Genomic DNA, 17907 nt, shown 5'->3' on the forward strand with positions numbered 1-17907 from the left:
ATGCAGCCCTTCGAAAGTGCCCGCCTCCTGTTTCGCCCCTTGCACGAAGACGACACGCCCGGCATGTTTGTCATGGACTCTGACCCGGCCGTTCACCGCTACCTGGAAGGTATCGGCGGCCATATGTCAACCACCCCGGCCCAGAGCCTGGAAGTCATTCGTTTTGTGCAGGCACAATACACGGCCAATGGCATCGGCCGCTGGGCCGTGACGCTGCGTGCCACCGGAGAATTCATGGGCTGGGCCGGCCTTAAAAAGGTGGCTGGCCCCATAAACGGGCATTATGATTTCTACGATTTGGGCTACCGTTTCATCCCCCGCTACTGGGGCCAGGGCTACGGCTACGAGGCCGCGCAAGCCTGGCTCGACTACGGCTTTCAGCAGCTGGCGCTGCCCCGCATCTGCGGGTACGCCGCCGCGGAGAACGCGGGCTCGTGTCGCATTCTGGAGAAAATAGGTTTGCGGCGCACCAATGAGTTCATGGAAGAAAGCGTGCGCTGCGTGTGGTTCGAGGCCGATAACCCAGCGCTGAAGCAGGTCTCAGCTGAAACTAAGCGCATTCAAGCAGGCTGATTTGCATCCGCAGACGACATCGACTCAGAAAAATGTGCCGGGGAAATATCATTCTCAGGTGGCTCGCTGAATAAGCCAGTAGCGCGGGCAGTGAGCAACTGTACGCCGGTCACCCAACCGGTAGCACTTAGCCAGCCACCTAGTACGTCAGAGGGGTAATGCACCCCCAAATACATGCGCGACCAACCTACACCCAGAGCAAAAAGAGGCCCCAGCGCCCACAGCGCCCAATGCCCCCGAAATTGCCACAGCAGAAAAGCTACCGCCACAGCAATGGCCGCCGTATCCATGGCGTGTCCGCTGGGGAAGCTATAGGTCAGGGCTGGCTTGATGCTTACCCACAAGTCGGGCCGGGGGCGGGCAAAGGAGGCTTTCAGTACCTGCGTTAGCAGCATGCTTCCGCCTACCGAAGCCGCAAATACCACTGCCTGGGTCCGCTGGCGCCTGAGTAGCAAGCCACCAGCAATGAGGGCGCCCAGTACAATCATGGGTCCGGAGTCGCCGATTTTGGTGAGGGCCAAGGCCAGCTTGTCCTGCCCCGGCGAAGCATTGCGATAGAGAAATCGCAGAACAGTTTTGTCTTGAACGAACCCGCCCTCCGTCCAGACTTTTTGGGCCAGCACCACAAACCCTGCCCAGGGCAGCACAAACCCTACCAGCACCACCGCTAGCAATTTCTCGCGCCGCGCTAGGCCTTCGCGCACTTTTCTCCAAGACCAAGCAAACGACATAGCAAACAGGTGAGGCACAGAACCAGAACAGCAACCCGCTACTGCTGTACGAGTGTGGGCGCGGCGCGTTTGCTACCGCCGGTACTGCTCCCGCAGCACCGCCTCGCATACCGACCAAAACTCATTTGCCACGACGTAGTTGACAAGGTTTAGGCAGAAGGGTGTGGAGTTGTGATTTGCAGCAACAGAAGTGCGGTTCCTGCGATTTCGCAGCCGGTGTACCCCTATACCCCACCTCCAGGCCCTTCGCTCTGGGAGTGGTGCCCGTTCTGATGACAATGTTGCGACATTTGGCATTGCTCTCTTGAAGAAGCAATGCCGACGGAGCGGAAGCTTATGACAGCAATTTGTTAATAAACAAACCAAAATAGCTCTGACGCTTTAGATTAACACAACAAGCGTCGAGCCTGTAGCTTTGAATATTATTAATGCCCCGAAATAGGCTGAGATTCTGCAATTGCTTGTTCGAAGCAGCTATTAAGTCTGGCGACACTTCCTTCTCTCGTAAGTACCAAATAGCCCAGAATTACTAGCTCAGACCCAGATAAGAGCATTGTCTGGTTTACCTTTTCTGCCCTGCCTACGTACATTCACGACTGTACTCAACCAATTTAAAGTTTGATTCTTAATCTAATTCAAACCCCCTTGATAAACGCTACTATCCGAGCAGGAATCAGATTTCTCATTTCGGTCACATTTCTTGGGGTTGCCGCCTGTTCCTCTAGCCGCGACCTTAGGTATTTCAAGGATTTAAAAGAAGCAGGCGAATCCAAAGCGCAAATCCTGAACAATAAACCACTTAGCATTCAACCGGGCGATTTACTGTCGGTTACGGTGACGAGTTTGAGCCCTGAGTCCAGCGTGTTGTTCAATACCGGGGTCATCGCTGCTACCAGCAGTGCCAATACCAACGTTGCGTCGACGGTGAACAACGCGGTGTCAAACAACAGGCGGCAAGACGAAGGCTATGTAGTTGACAAGGCCGGGTTTATCACCTTCCCGGTACTGGGCCAAGTGAAAGTGGGCGGGGCGACGCGCGAAGAAGCCATTCAGACGATGACCGCGGCGGTGAAGAAATATGTCAAACAGCCGATTGTTGACATTCGGCTCTTGAATTTCAGAATTACCGTGCTCGGCGAGGTGAAGGCGCCCTCGTCTTTCAATGTTACTCAGGGCAGCATCAACGTGTTGGAAGCCCTGGGCATGGCCGGCGACATGACGGAATTCGGCAAGCGCGAAAACGTGCTGGTCATCCGCGAAAAAGGCGGCGAACGGGTAACTACCCGCCTCAACCTCCACAACAAGGAGGTTTTTAACTCGCCCTATTTCTATCTGCAGCAAAACGACATCGTGTACGTCGAGCCCGACAACCGGTCGAAACTGGCGCAAACCTCTCCCAACAACCGCTACATTGGCCTCTGGGCATCAGTCATTTCCGTTCTCGGATTCGCGGCGATATCCTTCTTACGCTAAAATTATAACCGTTATGGCTGAGCGAGAAGTGATTTACTCCCAATCGGACAAGAACAATTTTAAGCGTTATCTGCACAAATACCTGCGGCATTGGCCCCTGTTTATCATTAGCTTAGCCGTGTGTCTGGGCCTAGCCACAGTCTACCTAAAGCTGGTGAACCCGCGTTATCTGATTACCAGCACCATACTGATACGGGACATCGACAAGGGGCCGGACTTTCAAGCCGGCAACCCGGCTTTTAAGGATTTAGATATTTTCAATTCGGCCACCAGCATCGAGAATGAGATTGAAGCCCTGAAGTCGGTAACGCTCATGCAGCGGGTGCTGAGCGAGCTGTCCCTCCAGACCAGCTATTATGTCGATGGGGCCATTCGAAAGCGGGAAGTATATGGGAGTCAGGCACCTATCCGGATGCAGCTTTATCAGCTCAAAAATTTCACGGACAAGAAGTCGCTCACGGTTTCGCCCCGGGAGGCCAATACCTTCGAGCTGGCGGAAGACGGCTTCGGCAAGGCCGTCTATAAGTTCGGCCAGCCGATAGTGCGGCCGTATGGCACCTTTACGGTGCAGCTGAACGAGGGCACTGCGGCCATAAAAAACAAGGTCTACATCACCATCAACAACATTCAGGACCTGACCGCCAGCTACAACAAAGACCTCAACGTAGCGCAAACCAATAAGAAGGCCAACGTGCTAATGGTAAGCCTGATGCACCCCGTACCGGAGAAAGGCCGCGACATTCTCAACAAGCTCATCGAGGTTTATAACAAGGAAAACAAGGAAGACCGCAACCTGCTGGCCAGCAACACCATTACCTTTATCGACGAGCGTTTGCGCACCCTCACCTCCGACTTGTCGGGCACGGAACGGGCAGAAGAGGAATTCAAGCGCCGCAACCAAGTCACCGATGTGCGGTCGGAGGCGGCTTCTTATCAGCAGGAAGCCACGGACTATACCAAGCAGCTATCCGAACTGGACATTCGGCTCGACGTGGTGCGGTCGCTGCAGCGGTACCTGTCGCAAAAGTCTGCACAGTTCGAACTGGTACCGAGCACGTTCAGCATCAATGAGCCTTCGCTGCAGGAGCTGGTGGGCAAATTTAACGAGCTGCAGCTGCAGCGCCAGCGCCTGCTGCGCGACGCCGAGCCGGCCAACCCGCTGATTCTGAACATCAACGACCAACTGGCCCAGCTCCGGCTCAGCATGCTGGAAAACCTGCGCTCCATCGCCAACGGCCTGACAGTCACTAGGGGCTCTCTGGCGGCCAAAGCCAATAATTTTCAATCGCGCATCAATCAGGTTCCGAGCATCGAGCGGGAGCTGAACGCCATCAACCGGCAGGCGGGCGTGAAGCGTGACCTGTACGTGTACCTGCTGCAGAAGCGCGAAGAATCGGCCCTGTCGTTGGCTGCCACGGTTTCCAACACGCGGGTGATTGATTCGGCCATTGCCAGCAAGAAGCCGCTCGACCCCAACAAGCCCCTGGCCTATGGGCTGGCGCTGGTGTTCGGGCTGCTCATTCCGTTTGGCTTTGTCTTCCTCCGCGACTTTTTTGCCGATACGGTACAGGAGCAAAAGGACATCACCCAGGTAACCACCGCCCCGGTCCTCGGCGAAATTGGCCACTACCCCGGCAAAGGCCTGCTGGCGGTGGCCGATGCCAAGCGCCCCCAGCTTGCGGAACAGTTCCGGCTGCTCCGCAGCAACCTTGACTTTGCCACCACTGACCGCGAGAAACAGGTTATTCTGGTCACGTCGAGCCGGGACGGCGAAGGCAAAACGTTCATTGCCCTCAACCTAGCCATCAGCCTCAGCCTGACCGGCAAAAAGGTGGTACTGCTGGATTTGAACCTGCGCCAGCCGGGCGTGCTTGCCGGCCTGGGTTTGGAGGAAGGCGCCGGGGCCACGAATTTCATGAGCCAAAGCACCCTTACTGCCGCGTCCCTGCTCCGCCCCGCTCCCGTGAATCCTGACCTCGCCGTTATCGGCACCGGCGGCGTGCCTGCCAACCCCGCCGAAACCCTGATGCACCCGCGCGTGGGCGAGCTGGTAGCCCAACTCCGGCAGCAGTTCGACCATGTGATAATCGATTCGGCCCCCGTGGGCCAAGTAGCCGATGCCTTTGCCCTGGCGCCTTACCTCGACGCCACCGTGCTGGTGGTGCGCTGCAACTTCACCCCCAAAGCCCGGCTCGACCTTCTGCACGATATCACCAGCCAGGAAAAACTACCCCAGGCATTGGTCATTCTCAACGATGTACGGGTCGAAAACAGCTACGCGGCGAAGTAGCCAACTCACGGTGCTCATCGCCAAACCATGAAAGCGGTATGTTAGGAAAGAAACTCAGCCAGAACTTTGCCATTAGCCTGGTGTCCATGGCTTTTGGCATCCTTAGTTCGGTGTTCATTGCGCGCATTGGGGGCCCGGCTATTCTGGGCAACATCAGCCTGGCCATGTCTTTTCAGGTACTCATCAAGTCGGTGTTTACTCACACGGTGAACAGCGCCCATTTGAAAATGTACAACGACGACCCCAATACGGGGTTGAAGAACTACCTGGCCGTTTTCTTTCTCTATAACGTCCTCACCTCCTTGCTGGTCCTGGCCTTTGTGGCCTGGAACCAGATGAGCCACAATGGCACCTTCACCGAACTGCAGATTACGCTGATTGTCATCTTCATCCTGCAGGATTACCTGATGACGCCGCTCTACCTCTACGCCACCGACCAGACGGCCAAGCTCAACATCGTGCGGGCCAACATGGTAGATTTTTACGCCCAACTGCTGATTAACATCGCCAAAATAGCGGCGGTTGTGTTGGGCCAGTCGGAAATTGGCATTGCTTGGTACATCATGGCCGCTTGTGGCCTCAGCTCCATCTATCCCCTGCTGGCGCTGATGCGCTCGGAGTTTGGGACATTTTCCTGGGCGGTGGTAAAAAAGTACATCCGCTACTCGCTGAGCATTTCTACCTCTACCATTGCCTACGGGCTGCTCATCAGCTTCGACAAGGTGCTGTTGGGCGTCTTTGGGGTGCCGCCCGAAGAGCTGGGCTACTACAATGTGGGCAACCGGCTGGGACTGATGGTGCTCACGCTGGGCGTGAGTGTGGGCGGGATATTCCTGTCGGTATTCTCCAAGAACATCTCGGACAACCAGCACGATAAGACCATGGAACAGCTCGGCAACTACGAGCACATCATCTCCATTATCTTCCTGCCGGCGGTGTTGGTGGCCATGCTGTTTGGCGAAGAATTGATAACGCTGGTTTTTGGCGCGCGCTACGTGCAGGCCTACCCGGTGCTCATCTTCTCCCTGTTGTTTGCCTTCACCAAAATCCTCACCATTCCCTATCAGAACTACTTGTTTGCCAACAACCGCCTGAAGGAATTCCGCCGCACTTCTCTGCTGTTTGCAGCGGGCATCGTGGCGTTCACCTTGCTGCTGGCGTACCTCGACTGGTTCCACAACCTGCCGGTGTCGGTGGCGTTCGGGTTGTTTCTGGCGTGCCTGTTCGAGCGCGTGCTGTTTACCCAGGCGGCGCGCGCCGTGGACCCGCAAATCAAGTTCTTCTTCTATCCGGTTACTATCCTGTTCTTCGGTGGCCTGATGGTGGGCTGGTACTTCCTCCGGGAAGCGCTGCCGGCCGATAATTTTTACCTGACCTACGCGGTTCGGGGTGCAATTTTATTGCTCTTCTTGCCAGTCGGCTACCTGCTTGGCGTATACACCCGCAACGATTTTGCCATGGTTGCCGGCCTGGTGCGCCGGAAGTCTGAGCCACCCGCCGAGCAGGAGGCCTCCTAACTGCCCTCCTGCTATTGGCAACACCCCACATTAAGCTATGGAAGACACTGCTACTCATCAAGGAATTTTTCAGGATTTCCGGGCCAACCGCGGCAACGTTAAAGCGCAGCTGGTGCTGATGCTGTTTCGGGCGGCCACGCTGGTGCGCCGCAACCGCGTACTCCTCATCTTCTTCTTCTGGTATCTGATAATCTACCGCGTATTGGTGGAGTGGCTTCTGGGCATTGAGCTGCCCTGGAGCCTGCGGGCCGGCAGCGGCCTCCGGCTCGACCACGGCCAAGCCCTGGTCATTAACGGCGAAAGCCGGTTGGGACGGAACGTGCACGTGCGGCACTCCACCACCATCGGCAATAAAAAACTGGCCGACGGCACCTACAGCGCCTGCCCCAGAATAGGCAACAACGTGGACATCGGGGCCCAGGTGTGCATCATTGGTGACATTGAGATTGGTGATAATGTGGTAATCGGCGTGGGCTCCATTGTGGTAAAAAGCATTGCGCCCAACTGCGTAGTGGTGGGCAACCCCGCCCGGGTTATCAAGCAAAACACGTTCGGCCCCGCGGGCACAAACGGCTAAACCGCCCCCATGACCGAACCCGGGACCTACCTGTTCTATACCCTGCTGATGGTGTTCATGATATTGCTATCACGACCATCGACGCGGCCCGTGCTGGACGCCAGCGGGGAACAGGTCAGCTTCCCCTCCTACTGGGGTCCCAACCTGCTGTTCATCATCGTGATGTATTCCCTCATCATCGGGGGCCGGTACTACGTGGGCATCGACTACAAGGCCTACCTGGAATGGTACCTGAAGCTGCGCGAAACCGGCGTGTACCCGCGCGATATTGAGTTTGGGTACCGGCTGCTGAATGAATGGCTGAATGCGGTGCACGCCCACTTTGCGTTTCTGTTTATCATCATCGCCTTCATTCAAATCACGTTCTTCTACAAGTCTTTAGCCCGCTTTCCCTTTATTGCCCCGTGGTTTATCTTCTTCTTTTTCACCTACCTGCTCATGTTCAGCAGCATGAACATCATGCGGCAGACCCTGGCGTGGTTCGTTTTGTTTTACGCGTTCAACCTGGCGTTTGAGAAGAAATACGGGTGGGCTCTGCTATGCCTGTTCTTCGGGTTTAGCTTCCATAAAAGCATCATAATTGGCGCTTTGTTCTTCCCCTTGCTGCGCTGGGACTGGTTTAAAAACCGCTACGTGCAAATGGGCCTGCTCCTGCTGGTGACGGCCCTTGCCCCAACCATCCTGGCGCTGGTCCTGACTCTTTCGGCGCCCATCGTGTCGCTGACCGGCTATGACTATTATGTCGATAACCTCGACTACATGCAGGAGATAAGCGACGAGGGCAAAGTGGGGGCCGGCACGGCCCGGGCCCTGTTCTTTATTCTGGACATGGTAATTATCTGGTTTAGCGCCGACCTGAAAGAGAACTTCAAAGAGTATGACTTTCACAAATACTACAATCTGTATTTTCTGGGGGCATTGCTGGACCGGCTTGTATACGACAACTTTATTCTGGCCCGCACCAACGACTACCTGCTCAATTTCCGGGTGCTGATTTTGAGCTTCCTGTTTTTCTTCTTCTTCAACAGCCGGACTCAGAAGCTGATTAAATCGGTGTTGGGCTACACCATTGCCCTGATGATGACGGCCTTCTTCTACCGGGCCATCTACAACAAGGCCGCCGAAACGTCGCCATTTCGCTTCCTCCTGCTTGAGGATACCCTACAGGAACGCAGCCAGAATATTGACGAATAAATACATTCATGCATTATTCGCAGCAGCTCGACAGCAACTTCATGTTATTTTAACGTACAAACCCTAATCCCTTCCACTACCACCCGGCTGGGTCGGCCCCAGAAAGCTGCCCGTCCACCACGTTTTTCTCGCTATTCGTTCATCTCTCCTACTCCCACGGGAGCTGGTGTGTAGCCCTTACCTTGCCCGAACTACATGAGCACTTTTACTTTTATTGTGTGCACCTACAACCGGGTTCCCTTCATACAGGAGACAATAGAGTCGATTTTATTTCACTGCGCTCACAAAAACAATTTTGAGCTGCTGGTCATCGACAATAATTCTACCGATGGCACGGCCGAAGCAGTGAAGCCGTTTTTACAAAACCCCGCGGTGCGCTACGTGCTCGAAACCGAACAGGGACTGTCGCACGCCCGCAACCGGGGCATCAAAGAGGCCAGGAATGAGGTGCTGATTTTCGTCGACGATGACATCGACCTCGACGCCCGCTACCTCGATGTGTGCGAAACGCTCTTCGCCAACCCCAACCTGAATATTGCGGGCGGCAAAGTCCTGGCGTTCAATGCAGAGGCGCCAGATTGGCTACCCAAGAAGTACTACTACCTGGCCAGCATGTTTGACCTTGGCGACGAGCCCCGGCCCACCGAAAAGCTGATGGGAGCCAACTACTGCCTGCGCAGAGAGGTGGCGCAACGCATTGGCTGGTACAACCCCGAGCTGGGCCGCAAAGGCAACAACCTCATGGCGGGGGAAGAAAACGACTACTTCAACCGCGCCAAACTGCTGGGGTACTCCATCTGGTACGAGCCCCGGCTGGTAGTGTACCACAAGATTGCCAACAAGCTCAATAAAGACTACCTCTTTAACTATTCCAGGTTAAATGGTAAGTCGGAAGGGCTTATTGAGTACAAGTCGGCCAGAAAACGGTTTTGGGGCAAAATCATTAAACAGGTGCTGATGCTCCTCACCTTCTACTTGTATGGCGCGTATGCTCCCAGTGAGGAGCGACGCACGTACTACAAAATCAAGCAGCTCTACGCGTTAGGCTATTTAACCGTCCTGAAGGAAAAGCTCTTCAGCTAGTTTCGGGCCAAGCCAAGAGCGCGGCGTTGTGCCGCATGCCGTATGTTCCAATGTCCCCGCGCCCGTTGTTCTCCGCTAAAAAGAAAGTAGGTCATGAAGGTTGTGATGATTTCCCGCAGTACGCATTTTACTTCCCCCGGAGGCGACACCACCCAGATTGAGATGACGGCGAAGTACCTGCGGGCCCTGGGCATAGAAGTCGACATCCGGCTGAGCACCGACGCCATTGCTTACCAGAACTACGACCTGCTGCACTTCTTCAACATCATTCGCCCCGACGACATCCTACCCCATGTAAAGGCTACGAAGGTTCCTTTTGTAATTTCGACCATTTTCGTCGATTACCACGAGTACGAGAAAAAGAGCCGGACCGGCCCCATGCGCCTGCTAAACACGGTGTTTGACAAAGACCAGATAGAGTATGTGAAGGCGGTGGCCCGGGCAGTGAAGAACGGCGAGAAAATCAAGTCGCTGTACTTTCTCACGCACGGCCAGAAAAAGTCCGTGCAGGTGGTGGCGGCCCAAGCCGGCATGCTGCTGCCAAACTCCCACAGCGAATACAACCGCCTGGTGGCTTCCTACGGCATCAAAAAGGGCTACCACAAGGTGGTCAACGCCATCGACCCGGCCTCGTTTAGCGATGCCGTGGCGCCGAACCTCGCTTTTCAGGACCATGTGCTGTGCGTGGGCCGCATCGAAGGGCGCAAAAACCAGCTGAACCTTATCAAGGCGCTGCGTAATACGGCCTTGCAGCTAACCATCATCGGCAAGCCGGGGCCCAACCAAGCGGCGTATTATGCGCAGTGCCAGGCCGAGGCGAAGGACGCTCCGAATGTGCGGTTTATCCAGCACATGGACCACGCTGGCCTGGCGGGTGTCTATCAGGCGGCCAAGGTGCACGTGCTGCCCAGCTGGTTTGAAACCACGGGGCTAAGCTCGCTGGAAGCGGGCGCCATGGGCTGCAACCTGGTGGTAACCCGAAAGGGCGACACGGAAGAATACTTCGGCGACATGGCCTATTACTGCGAGCCCGACGACGTGGATTCCATCCGGCAGGCCGTGCTGCAGGCCCATACCGAACCCGTGAATCCGCGCCTGCGCGACCATATTTTTTCCCACTACACCTGGCAGGACACCGCCGCCCAAACCCTGGCCGCGTACCAAGAGGTGCTGAACCACTAGCTCATGAAAATAGCAATTATCGGAACCCGGGGCATCCCCAACAACTACGGCGGGTTTGAGCAGTGCGCCGAATACCTGGCAGTTGGCCTCGTGAAGCGGGGCTTTACGGTGACGGTGTACAACTCGCACAACCACCCTTTTCAGGAGAACAGCTGGAACGGCGTGCACATCGTTCATGCCTACGACCCCGAGTTCAAGTACGGCACCGTGGGGCAGTTCATTTATGACTACAACTGCATCGCGGACACGCGCAAGCGCGATTACGACATCATTCTGCAGCTAGGATACACCAGCAGTTCGGTTTCGAACAAGTTTCTGCCCCGCAAAAAGAGCATTGTTACCACCAACATGGATGGCTTGGAGTGGAAGCGCTCCAAGTTCTCCAAGCCCGTGCAGCGCTTCCTGGAGTACGCCGAAAAGCTGGCCGTCAACAACAGCGACTACCTAATTTCCGACTCCATCGGCATCCAGCAATACCTCAAGCAGAAGTATAAGAAAGACTCTACCTTCATTGCTTACGGCGCCCATTCGTTCACTACTCCCGACCAAAGCGACCTGGCCGCCTACTCCCTCACCCCCTACGCCTACGATATGCTGATTGCCCGGCTCGAACCGGAAAACAGCATCGAAGTGATTCTGGACGGGGTGGTGCAGGCCGGAATAGACCGCCCCTTCTTGGTGGTGGGCAAGCACGAAAGCCAGTACGGCGAATACCTCAAGGGCAAATTCAAAGACGCGGCCAACATCCGGTTTGTGGGCGGCATCTACAATATCAACACCCTGAACAACATCCGGTACTACTCCAATCTCTATTTCCACGGCCACACCGTGGGGGGCACCAACCCCTCGCTGCTGGAAGCCATGGCCTCCGGCGCACTGATTTGTGCCAACGACAACGCCTTCAACAAGTACGTGCTCGAGGGCGACGCCCTGTACTTCACCACCGCTGCCGATGTGACCGCCGCCTTGCGGTCGGTTCGCAAAGGGGACGCTACCTACGGGAACATGCTGGCCGCCAATGCTCAGAAGATTGAGCACGTGTATAACTGGGACCGCATCATTGACCAGTACGCCGCGCACTTCGAGGAAATATTCCAGGCCCGGCAACGCCAGCGCTCGGGTGGGGCTAAGGTGCGCTAGGACGGTCAGAGAACCGGCGAAAAAGCTCCCGAAGCAGCTATTTTTTGCTGTAGACCTGCACCCAGTCCACCAGCATCTGGCCTTCGCCTTCGTTGAGCAGTATCTGGCCGGGCGTGGGGCGGGCGCCATCCTTGTAGAAGAAATCGCCACCCACGGCCAGGTTGAGTGAGAGGCGCTCGGGCCGGCCGTATAGGTCGGGCACGTAGCCGCCGGTCTTCACATCAACCACTTGGCCATCGAGCAGGAATGTCAGCGACTGTTTGGTCCAGAGCACCTCGTACACGTGCCAGCAATCGGTGAGGCTGGTGCTGGTGGTGAGGTACGCGGCCGCGTTCTGCACTAGGTTTACATTGGGTTGGCGGCCAAAGAAGTAGTTGGTTTGAAACAGGAAGGGCTCATTGCCGCGGGCCTCGAGCACGTCGATTTCCCCATCGGTGGGCCAATTATTGCCGTACGACCAGAATGCCGGCCACATACCATAACCACTCGGCAACTTGATGCGGGCCGCAAACCGAAGCTGGCTGGTGCCCCGGCCCGGCGCAAACAGGGTCTTTGACTCAATGCGGGCCGAGGTAAATTCAAAGGTGGTGGGCGTGGCATCCACGTCCTGGCGATATTTCGGGCCCACGACGGTTTCCTTCACGGCCCGAATCGACAGTACGCTGTTGGCAGCATTGTCGGAGTCCGGAATGACGCTTAGATTGGTGGCGTTTGCCGTGTATAGTTGGAGCTCGTTGTTGAAGGCGCCCCCAACCCAAACACTCCAAAGAGAATTTGAGGTACTAGTTGGGTTGCTGTCGAAATTATCCTCTAGCCTTTTTTCCCAGCCAGCCGAGAGCAGTTCCGCTTTCCGGCTGGCTGGCTGGTTGTAGTTGCATATGCTAGAACTAACAGACTGGCTAGCTCCAGTGGCCGGATTATTGGGTTGGCTTAGCAGCACAGGCGCCTGGCTCAAAGAACAGCCCGCCAGCGCGGCGATGTGAAATAATCCTAAGAGCGGCTTAGATAAACGTTTCACGATGGGGAGGTAGAATGGATGCATTAGCAGGTAGAGCATTGCCAGCGCCAATCAAGTGCGCAGGAAATGCCGCTAATGATACTACACCCGCTCGTTATCTGAGTGCAGCAATCTTTTCACGCACCTTCAACAGAGGAATTTCTACCACTTTCGTGAAAAAGATACCAGCCAGAAAAGAAGCTACAAAAAAGGAGGCCATGTAAAGCAGCCACATATATTGGTTGGCCAAATGATTGATGAACAGGTGGTAGATTATGCTGTTCATAAATACATGCCACAGGTAGATGTTGTAAGACTGCTGCCCGATGTAGGAGAGTATTCCCTCTTTAAAGAAGCTTCCCGTGAAATTTAGGGCTACCAACAGCAAAACACTAAAGCACAAAGGGTTCACTGAAAGGCTAATCATGCTTATCCACGAGTTTTCTTCACGGGCAAAAATAAAATTTGTGGCAAGGAAGCTGCACGCTAGCACAAGCAGCCACACCTTCCATCGCTGCAGGAAGCCCACCAGCTGTTCGCGACGGAAATGATAACAATACGATATAAAAACTCCGTAGAATAAAGCTGAGATTCTGGCATGCGTAAGGGTGTAATGCAAGTCAAAATCGTAGGTGGGATACTGCACATTTAAGTAAACCCGCGAAGTCAGGGCTACTACCATTAGAGCAACGTAGGTATAAGCAAACGTTTTGAAGGTGATGACTTTGTACCTAACGGATACCAGAAAGTAGACGGACAGTAAAATATAAAAATGCTCTTCGACAGCCAACGACCACGTGTGCGACCACCGTCCACCGGCATAGTTGTTCATGAAAATCAAGTCTTTTAGATAATCCTGAAACCTGGGGAAATCCGGAGAGGCCCTGGAGTAGTAAAAGACCTCAAAGCAAAAAGTGATGATCAGAAAGCAGATGAAGCTGGGGTAAAGCTTAAAACCTCGCCGTATCAAAAACCTTGTTGGTTGGAAGTCTGCAGTCTTTTCATACTCTTTGAAGAGCAATCCGCTAATCAGAAAGCCGCTCAACACAAAAAACAGGTCCACTCCTATCCACCCGCCTGTAAACAGATAGCCAATAACCTGGCGTAAACCTTTTATAACCGGATTGGTAACAGCAACGGGGTCAATTATATAAATATGATTGAACATTACCAGCAAAACAGCTACCCCCCTAAAAATGTCCAGTGTTGGATTTCTAGCTTTTGGCTTTGCTTGCTTTTCGAAGCTCCTAGGATGCGTCGCTAACTTTATTTTAGAAAGAGGAGTACCCAAGGAAGCTTGCATAAAAGTGCAATTTTACCACTTAATAATTCAAATGTGTATTTGATTCCAATTTACTCAACAAGTACTATCCATTAACGCTTTCTTTATAAAATCGGATTTACTGCTTAGCACGGCAATTCTTGCAGCCAAGCATCAATCTGTTAAAGACCCACTACATTGGCCACGGACTGCAGCCTCATTGCAGGCCCGGCAAACCCCGCCCCGGCGGCCGTTAGTTCTGATTTGGAAGCAGACCAATGCGCAGCCGCAACCCTTGGTTTGGGAGTATATATCCGATAACGATGACGCAAAACGGAGAATGTCCCTCCACACCTCCGGCGTTTGCCTATTTCTTATTGCACCAAACGCCTCTACACGCGCTAATGCCATTCACTTTTGCCCACCCGGCGTTAGTACTCCCTTTTCTGAACGCAAAGCGCACCTGGTTCTCTGCTACGGGGCTCATTGCAGGCAGCATAGTCCCCGATTTTGAGTACTTCCTGCGCATGCGCAAAGGACTTAGCTACTACAGCCACACCTGGCCCGGGCTTTTTTGGTTCGACCTACCCTTTGCCGTGCTGCTGACGCTGGTGTTTCACGCGGTGGTGCGCACGCCCCTGCTGCAGCGCTTGCCGGCGCCGATATACTCCCGGCTTGCCCCTTGCGCACTGCCTAACTGGCCACGCACGCTTCGGCACCGCTGGCTCACTATTCTGCTCTCAATCCTGCTGGGCACCCTCACCCACTTTGGCTGGGATTGGTTTGTGCACCAGAGCAGCGACTATCTATTCGAACACCAACGGCGCTTGTTTGCTTTGCACGAGCTGGTAAGCCATAGCCAGGTGTACGCCGCAGTTCATTTAGGCCACACGCTGCTGGGGCTGGCAGCCATCGCGTGGGCCATTTTTCGCTTGCCTGCATTGCTGGCCCCCACCCAAAACCAGGGTTTTAGCCTTAAATTCTGGTCATTGATTGCCTTGTTCACAGCTTGCATGTCGTCGCTTCGGATAAAGCTGGGCACCGATATGTACTCGCAGGACTGGTTGGTGGCAGTGCTATCTGCATTCTTATTGGCCCTCACACTGGCCTGCCTCTGGCTGACTTTGGCCAAAACCAGCAGAAGCAGTTCCTTCGATGGCTCCTAATTTGGTCTGATGCCTCACACTAGCGCAACCGCAAATAACTATCTGACTCTGAAGCCTCTCCGACCGAATTACATGCCAGCCAATAACATGCTCTCCATGTCCCCAACTTCAAAAACTATTTATCAGGGCACATAGCCTACACTAAATCAAGCGCTTGGGGCGGGAAAATGGCTACTTAAGTCTAACGCTTGAGGTTAAACCTACGTACCCACTTGTTAGGCAATCCAGATACCCTTTTGCAAATTTGGTAGAATCGTTTGGATTGAGCCGCATTGGTCTGTGGATACCCTGCGAAGATGAGCACTGATATAGTATGCTTTTGCTCGCTTAAATTTGACAAGGCCGCTACGTGTAGATTACTGTACTTATGGATAGGACTTTTGTACGCTCATTACAAATACCGTTTTTGGTGCTGGACCTGTTCCTGCTGAACATCATTTTGCTTTTCACCCAGGAATACATCCCCAACGAACCAACGGCTACGTTACTGTCATCGCGCAGCTTTTATTGGCTACTTATCAACTTCACCTGGGTCCTTGTATCCTGGATAGGGCAAATCTATTCCTATCAGAACATCCTCACCTTCAGACGTTTTTTTACCGTCACCTTCCGCATCTATTTTTTCTGGGCGTTTCTGGTGCTGGTTTCCTCCTTCCTGCTGCGAAACTCCCTGCCGCTGGCACGGGTCTTCGTTTATGCCACCATTCTAAGTTTTTCCGGGGTACTTACGTTGGTGCGGCTTTTTTACCTGCTTCTCCGGGCTTGGGTACGCCGCAAGGGCGGCCTGCGGCGCCGGGTACTGATACTGGGATACAACAAGGTGGCCGAAAAGCTTGCCACGTACCTCGAAACCGAAGAACTGAGTGTGCGCATCGAGGGCTTCGTAGACGATTTGCGCAAACCAGTTTCTAACTCCAAACACGAAATTATTCCCGGCATACACGACGCGCTGAACATTGCCCGGCAAAGGGGAGTAACGGAAATTTATTCCACCATCATGCCCGAAAACAACAGTGCCGTGTATGGCATGATGCAGCAGGCTGACCAGGACCTGATTCGCTTTCGAATTGTGCCCGATTTTTCGTATTTCATCAACCGCCCAGTACACGTAGACTACCTCTACGAGCTTCCCATTCTATCCATCCGCAAGGAGCCACTGCAGGAAGTTATCAATCGTTTCAAAAAGCGCGCTTTCGATATTGTGGTCAGCCTGGGAGTCACTATTTTTATTTTGAGCTGGCTGGTGCCGCTGCTGGGCATCATCATCTACCTGCAATCGCCAGGGCCCATCTTCTTTGTGCAGAAGCGCAGCGGCCTGAACAACGAACCATTTGACTGCTTTAAATTTCGAAGCATGACGGTGAACAAGGAATCGGATTCGAAACAAGCCACCAAGAACGACGCCCGTGTGACGAAAATTGGCCGCATTATGCGCAAAACCAGCCTCGACGAGTTTCCGCAGTTTCTGAACGTGCTTTTTGGCCAGATGAGCATCGTGGGGCCGCGCCCCCACATGCTGAAGCACACCATTGAGTACTCGTCGATGGAAGACCAGTACATGATTCGTCAGTTTCTCAAGCCGGGCATCACCGGCTGGGCGCAGGTAAACGGCTACCGTGGCGAAATCACGGAGCTCAAGCACATTCAGAAGCGGGTGGAGTACGACCTGTGGTACCTCGAAAACTGGAGCCTATCACTGGACATGAAAATAATGTTTCTGACCGTATACAACGTATTCAAAGGAGAAGAGAACGCCTACTAAATCTCACCCTTAACTTCTGCCGCTATGATTCCGCCCCTTCTACCCGAGAACGAGTCCGAACGCCTGCAATCCCTGGCCGAACATAATTTATTGGACACGCTGCCCGAGGAGGTGTACGACGACATCACGCGCCTGGCGGCCGAAATCTGCGGCACCCCCATTGCCGCCATCAACCTGATTGCCGGCGACCGGCAGTGGTCGAAATCAGTCCACAACGAACTCGGCGAAAGCCTTTCCCTGCATCATTACATGCGCGGTCCCCGGGAGCATTCCTTTTGTGCCCACACCATTCTTAACCCCGACGAGACAATGGTGGTGCCCGATGCACGCTTCGACGAGCGTTTTCAGGGCAATCCCTTGACGGTGAGTGACCCGCACATTATTTTCTATGCCGGCGTGCCCGTCAAAGATGCGGAAGACCGGGCTTTGGGCTCGTTGTGCGTTATCGACTCGCGTCCCCGGGAGCTGTCGGACCTTAAGCTGGAATCCCTCAAGGCCCTGGCCAAGCTGGTGAATACCCACTTTCAGCTCCGGCACAGCAACATTCAACTTGAGAAAGCCCAAGAGCAGGTGCGCGCCGCTCAGCCCATTCTGCACTCCCTGACCACGACGATTGATTTGCTAGGCACCCGTCTTCCAGGGGAGGAAGCCCATCTGCTGCACACCCTCCAGCAAGGCGTAAATTCTTTGAAGGACCTCCTGAATACTCCTCAGAAATAAGCCAAGTAGCGCAGCCTGTTCTTTTCCAGCAATCTACGGATGCAGACGTTATGGCGCAGTGCAGTAGGCTGCTATGTTCTAATAAGTAGTCGGCAGCGACCTAGGAACAAAATGCAGACCTTATTGTGATTGCAGCAAAAACGTATTGGAGTCATAGCACTCCTGCTAGGTTGTACGGACAATTAGCTTTGCGTTCGTGAATCAATTAGACGAAATCAGTGACCGCACGTGGGCGTTGTTG

15 protein-coding genes are annotated in these 17907 nt (G+C 54.2%); 12 read left to right on the forward strand and 3 right to left on the reverse strand.

Annotated features, from left to right (window positions below):
• On the forward strand, positions 1-573 hold the full coding sequence (locus tag ACP7AJ_RS19745) for a GNAT family N-acetyltransferase (protein ID WP_426061925.1): 573 nt from the start codon (positions 1-3) through the stop codon (positions 571-573).
• Here ACP7AJ_RS19745 and ACP7AJ_RS19750 read toward each other — a convergent pair.
• Positions 561-1304 carry a phosphatase PAP2 family protein gene (locus tag ACP7AJ_RS19750; RefSeq protein WP_426061926.1) on the reverse strand — a complete coding sequence of 248 codons (744 nt, stop codon included), beginning with the start codon at positions 1302-1304 and terminating at the stop codon, positions 561-563. The genes ACP7AJ_RS19745 and ACP7AJ_RS19750 overlap by 13 nt on opposite strands.
• A gap of 645 nt (positions 1305-1949) precedes the next feature.
• Here ACP7AJ_RS19750 and ACP7AJ_RS19755 point away from each other — a divergent pair.
• The 8 genes from ACP7AJ_RS19755 (at position 1950) to ACP7AJ_RS19790 (ending at position 11760) form a co-directional block, all read left to right on the forward strand.
• Positions 1950-2777, forward strand: a complete 828-nt coding sequence (locus tag ACP7AJ_RS19755; RefSeq protein ID WP_426061927.1) for a polysaccharide biosynthesis/export family protein — start codon at positions 1950-1952, stop codon at positions 2775-2777.
• Positions 2778-2790: 13 nt separating this feature from the next.
• On the forward strand, positions 2791-5067 hold the full coding sequence (locus ACP7AJ_RS19760; protein ID WP_426061928.1) for a GumC family protein: 2277 nt from the start codon (positions 2791-2793) through the stop codon (positions 5065-5067).
• Positions 5068-5105: 38 nt separating this feature from the next.
• Positions 5106-6584 carry a lipopolysaccharide biosynthesis protein gene (locus ACP7AJ_RS19765; protein ID WP_426061929.1) on the forward strand — a complete coding sequence of 493 codons (1479 nt, stop codon included), beginning with the start codon at positions 5106-5108 and terminating at the stop codon, positions 6582-6584.
• Positions 6585-6621: 37 nt separating this feature from the next.
• Positions 6622-7161, forward strand: coding sequence for a serine acetyltransferase (locus tag ACP7AJ_RS19770; protein WP_426061930.1), 540 nt, complete (start codon positions 6622-6624; stop codon positions 7159-7161).
• Positions 7162-7170: 9 nt separating this feature from the next.
• Positions 7171-8355 carry an EpsG family protein gene (locus tag ACP7AJ_RS19775; protein WP_426061931.1) on the forward strand — a complete coding sequence of 395 codons (1185 nt, stop codon included), beginning with the start codon at positions 7171-7173 and terminating at the stop codon, positions 8353-8355.
• Positions 8356-8550: 195 nt separating this feature from the next.
• The gene (locus tag ACP7AJ_RS19780) at positions 8551-9438 is read left to right on the forward strand and encodes a glycosyltransferase family 2 protein (RefSeq protein ID WP_426061932.1); all 888 of its coding nucleotides are present in this window, start codon (positions 8551-8553) and stop codon (positions 9436-9438) included.
• Positions 9439-9543: 105 nt separating this feature from the next.
• Positions 9544-10620, forward strand: coding sequence for a glycosyltransferase family 4 protein (locus ACP7AJ_RS19785; protein WP_426061940.1), 1077 nt, complete (start codon positions 9544-9546; stop codon positions 10618-10620).
• Between the two features lie 3 nt (positions 10621-10623).
• Positions 10624-11760 (forward strand): DUF1972 domain-containing protein, encoded by a 1137-nt coding sequence (locus tag ACP7AJ_RS19790; protein WP_426061933.1) that lies wholly within the window; start codon positions 10624-10626, stop codon positions 11758-11760.
• 37 nt (positions 11761-11797) lie between these two features.
• Here the strand turns inward: ACP7AJ_RS19790 and ACP7AJ_RS19795 are convergent, their stop codons facing one another.
• Together ACP7AJ_RS19795 and ACP7AJ_RS19800 are read right to left on the reverse strand one after the other, a co-directional pair.
• Positions 11798-12778 (reverse strand): glycoside hydrolase family 16 protein, encoded by a 981-nt coding sequence (locus ACP7AJ_RS19795; protein ID WP_426061934.1) that lies wholly within the window; start codon positions 12776-12778, stop codon positions 11798-11800.
• A gap of 94 nt (positions 12779-12872) precedes the next feature.
• Positions 12873-14060 (reverse strand): acyltransferase family protein, encoded by a 1188-nt coding sequence (locus tag ACP7AJ_RS19800; protein WP_426061935.1) that lies wholly within the window; start codon positions 14058-14060, stop codon positions 12873-12875.
• A gap of 362 nt (positions 14061-14422) precedes the next feature.
• Between ACP7AJ_RS19800 and ACP7AJ_RS19805 the strand changes: the two genes are divergently transcribed.
• From ACP7AJ_RS19805 to ACP7AJ_RS19815, 3 genes are all read left to right on the forward strand, one after another.
• The gene (locus ACP7AJ_RS19805; protein ID WP_426061936.1) at positions 14423-15184 is read left to right on the forward strand and encodes a DUF4184 family protein; all 762 of its coding nucleotides are present in this window, start codon (positions 14423-14425) and stop codon (positions 15182-15184) included.
• A 367-nt stretch (positions 15185-15551) separates the two neighbouring features.
• A complete protein-coding gene (locus ACP7AJ_RS19810) occupies positions 15552-16946 on the forward strand; it encodes an undecaprenyl-phosphate glucose phosphotransferase (RefSeq protein ID WP_426061937.1) in 1395 nt (464 codons plus the stop codon).
• A gap of 24 nt (positions 16947-16970) precedes the next feature.
• Complete coding sequence (locus ACP7AJ_RS19815) at positions 16971-17666, forward strand: GAF domain-containing protein (protein ID WP_426061938.1); 696 nt, start codon at positions 16971-16973, stop codon at positions 17664-17666.
• Positions 17667-17907 lie beyond the last annotated feature (241 nt).

Source organism: Hymenobacter sp. B1770, assembly GCF_049896385.1.
Lineage (GTDB): Bacteria > Bacteroidota > Bacteroidia > Cytophagales > Hymenobacteraceae > Hymenobacter.

Coding starts and splice junctions, on each gene's coding strand:
- ACP7AJ_RS19745 (WP_426061925.1), top strand. CDS start 1: ATGCAGCCCTTCGAAAGTGCCCGCCTCCTGTTTCGCCCCTTGCACGAA.
- ACP7AJ_RS19750 (WP_426061926.1), bottom strand. CDS start 1,304: ATGTCGTTTGCTTGGTCTTGGAGAAAAGTGCGCGAAGGCCTAGCGCGG.
- ACP7AJ_RS19760 (WP_426061928.1), top strand. CDS start 2,791: ATGGCTGAGCGAGAAGTGATTTACTCCCAATCGGACAAGAACAATTTT.
- ACP7AJ_RS19765 (WP_426061929.1), top strand. CDS start 5,106: ATGTTAGGAAAGAAACTCAGCCAGAACTTTGCCATTAGCCTGGTGTCC.
- ACP7AJ_RS19770 (WP_426061930.1), top strand. CDS start 6,622: ATGGAAGACACTGCTACTCATCAAGGAATTTTTCAGGATTTCCGGGCC.
- ACP7AJ_RS19775 (WP_426061931.1), top strand. CDS start 7,171: ATGACCGAACCCGGGACCTACCTGTTCTATACCCTGCTGATGGTGTTC.
- ACP7AJ_RS19780 (WP_426061932.1), top strand. CDS start 8,551: ATGAGCACTTTTACTTTTATTGTGTGCACCTACAACCGGGTTCCCTTC.
- ACP7AJ_RS19785 (WP_426061940.1), top strand. CDS start 9,544: ATGATTTCCCGCAGTACGCATTTTACTTCCCCCGGAGGCGACACCACC.
- ACP7AJ_RS19790 (WP_426061933.1), top strand. CDS start 10,624: ATGAAAATAGCAATTATCGGAACCCGGGGCATCCCCAACAACTACGGC.
- ACP7AJ_RS19800 (WP_426061935.1), bottom strand. CDS start 14,060: ATGCAAGCTTCCTTGGGTACTCCTCTTTCTAAAATAAAGTTAGCGACG.
- ACP7AJ_RS19805 (WP_426061936.1), top strand. CDS start 14,423: ATGCCATTCACTTTTGCCCACCCGGCGTTAGTACTCCCTTTTCTGAAC.
- ACP7AJ_RS19810 (WP_426061937.1), top strand. CDS start 15,552: ATGGATAGGACTTTTGTACGCTCATTACAAATACCGTTTTTGGTGCTG.
- ACP7AJ_RS19815 (WP_426061938.1), top strand. CDS start 16,971: ATGATTCCGCCCCTTCTACCCGAGAACGAGTCCGAACGCCTGCAATCC.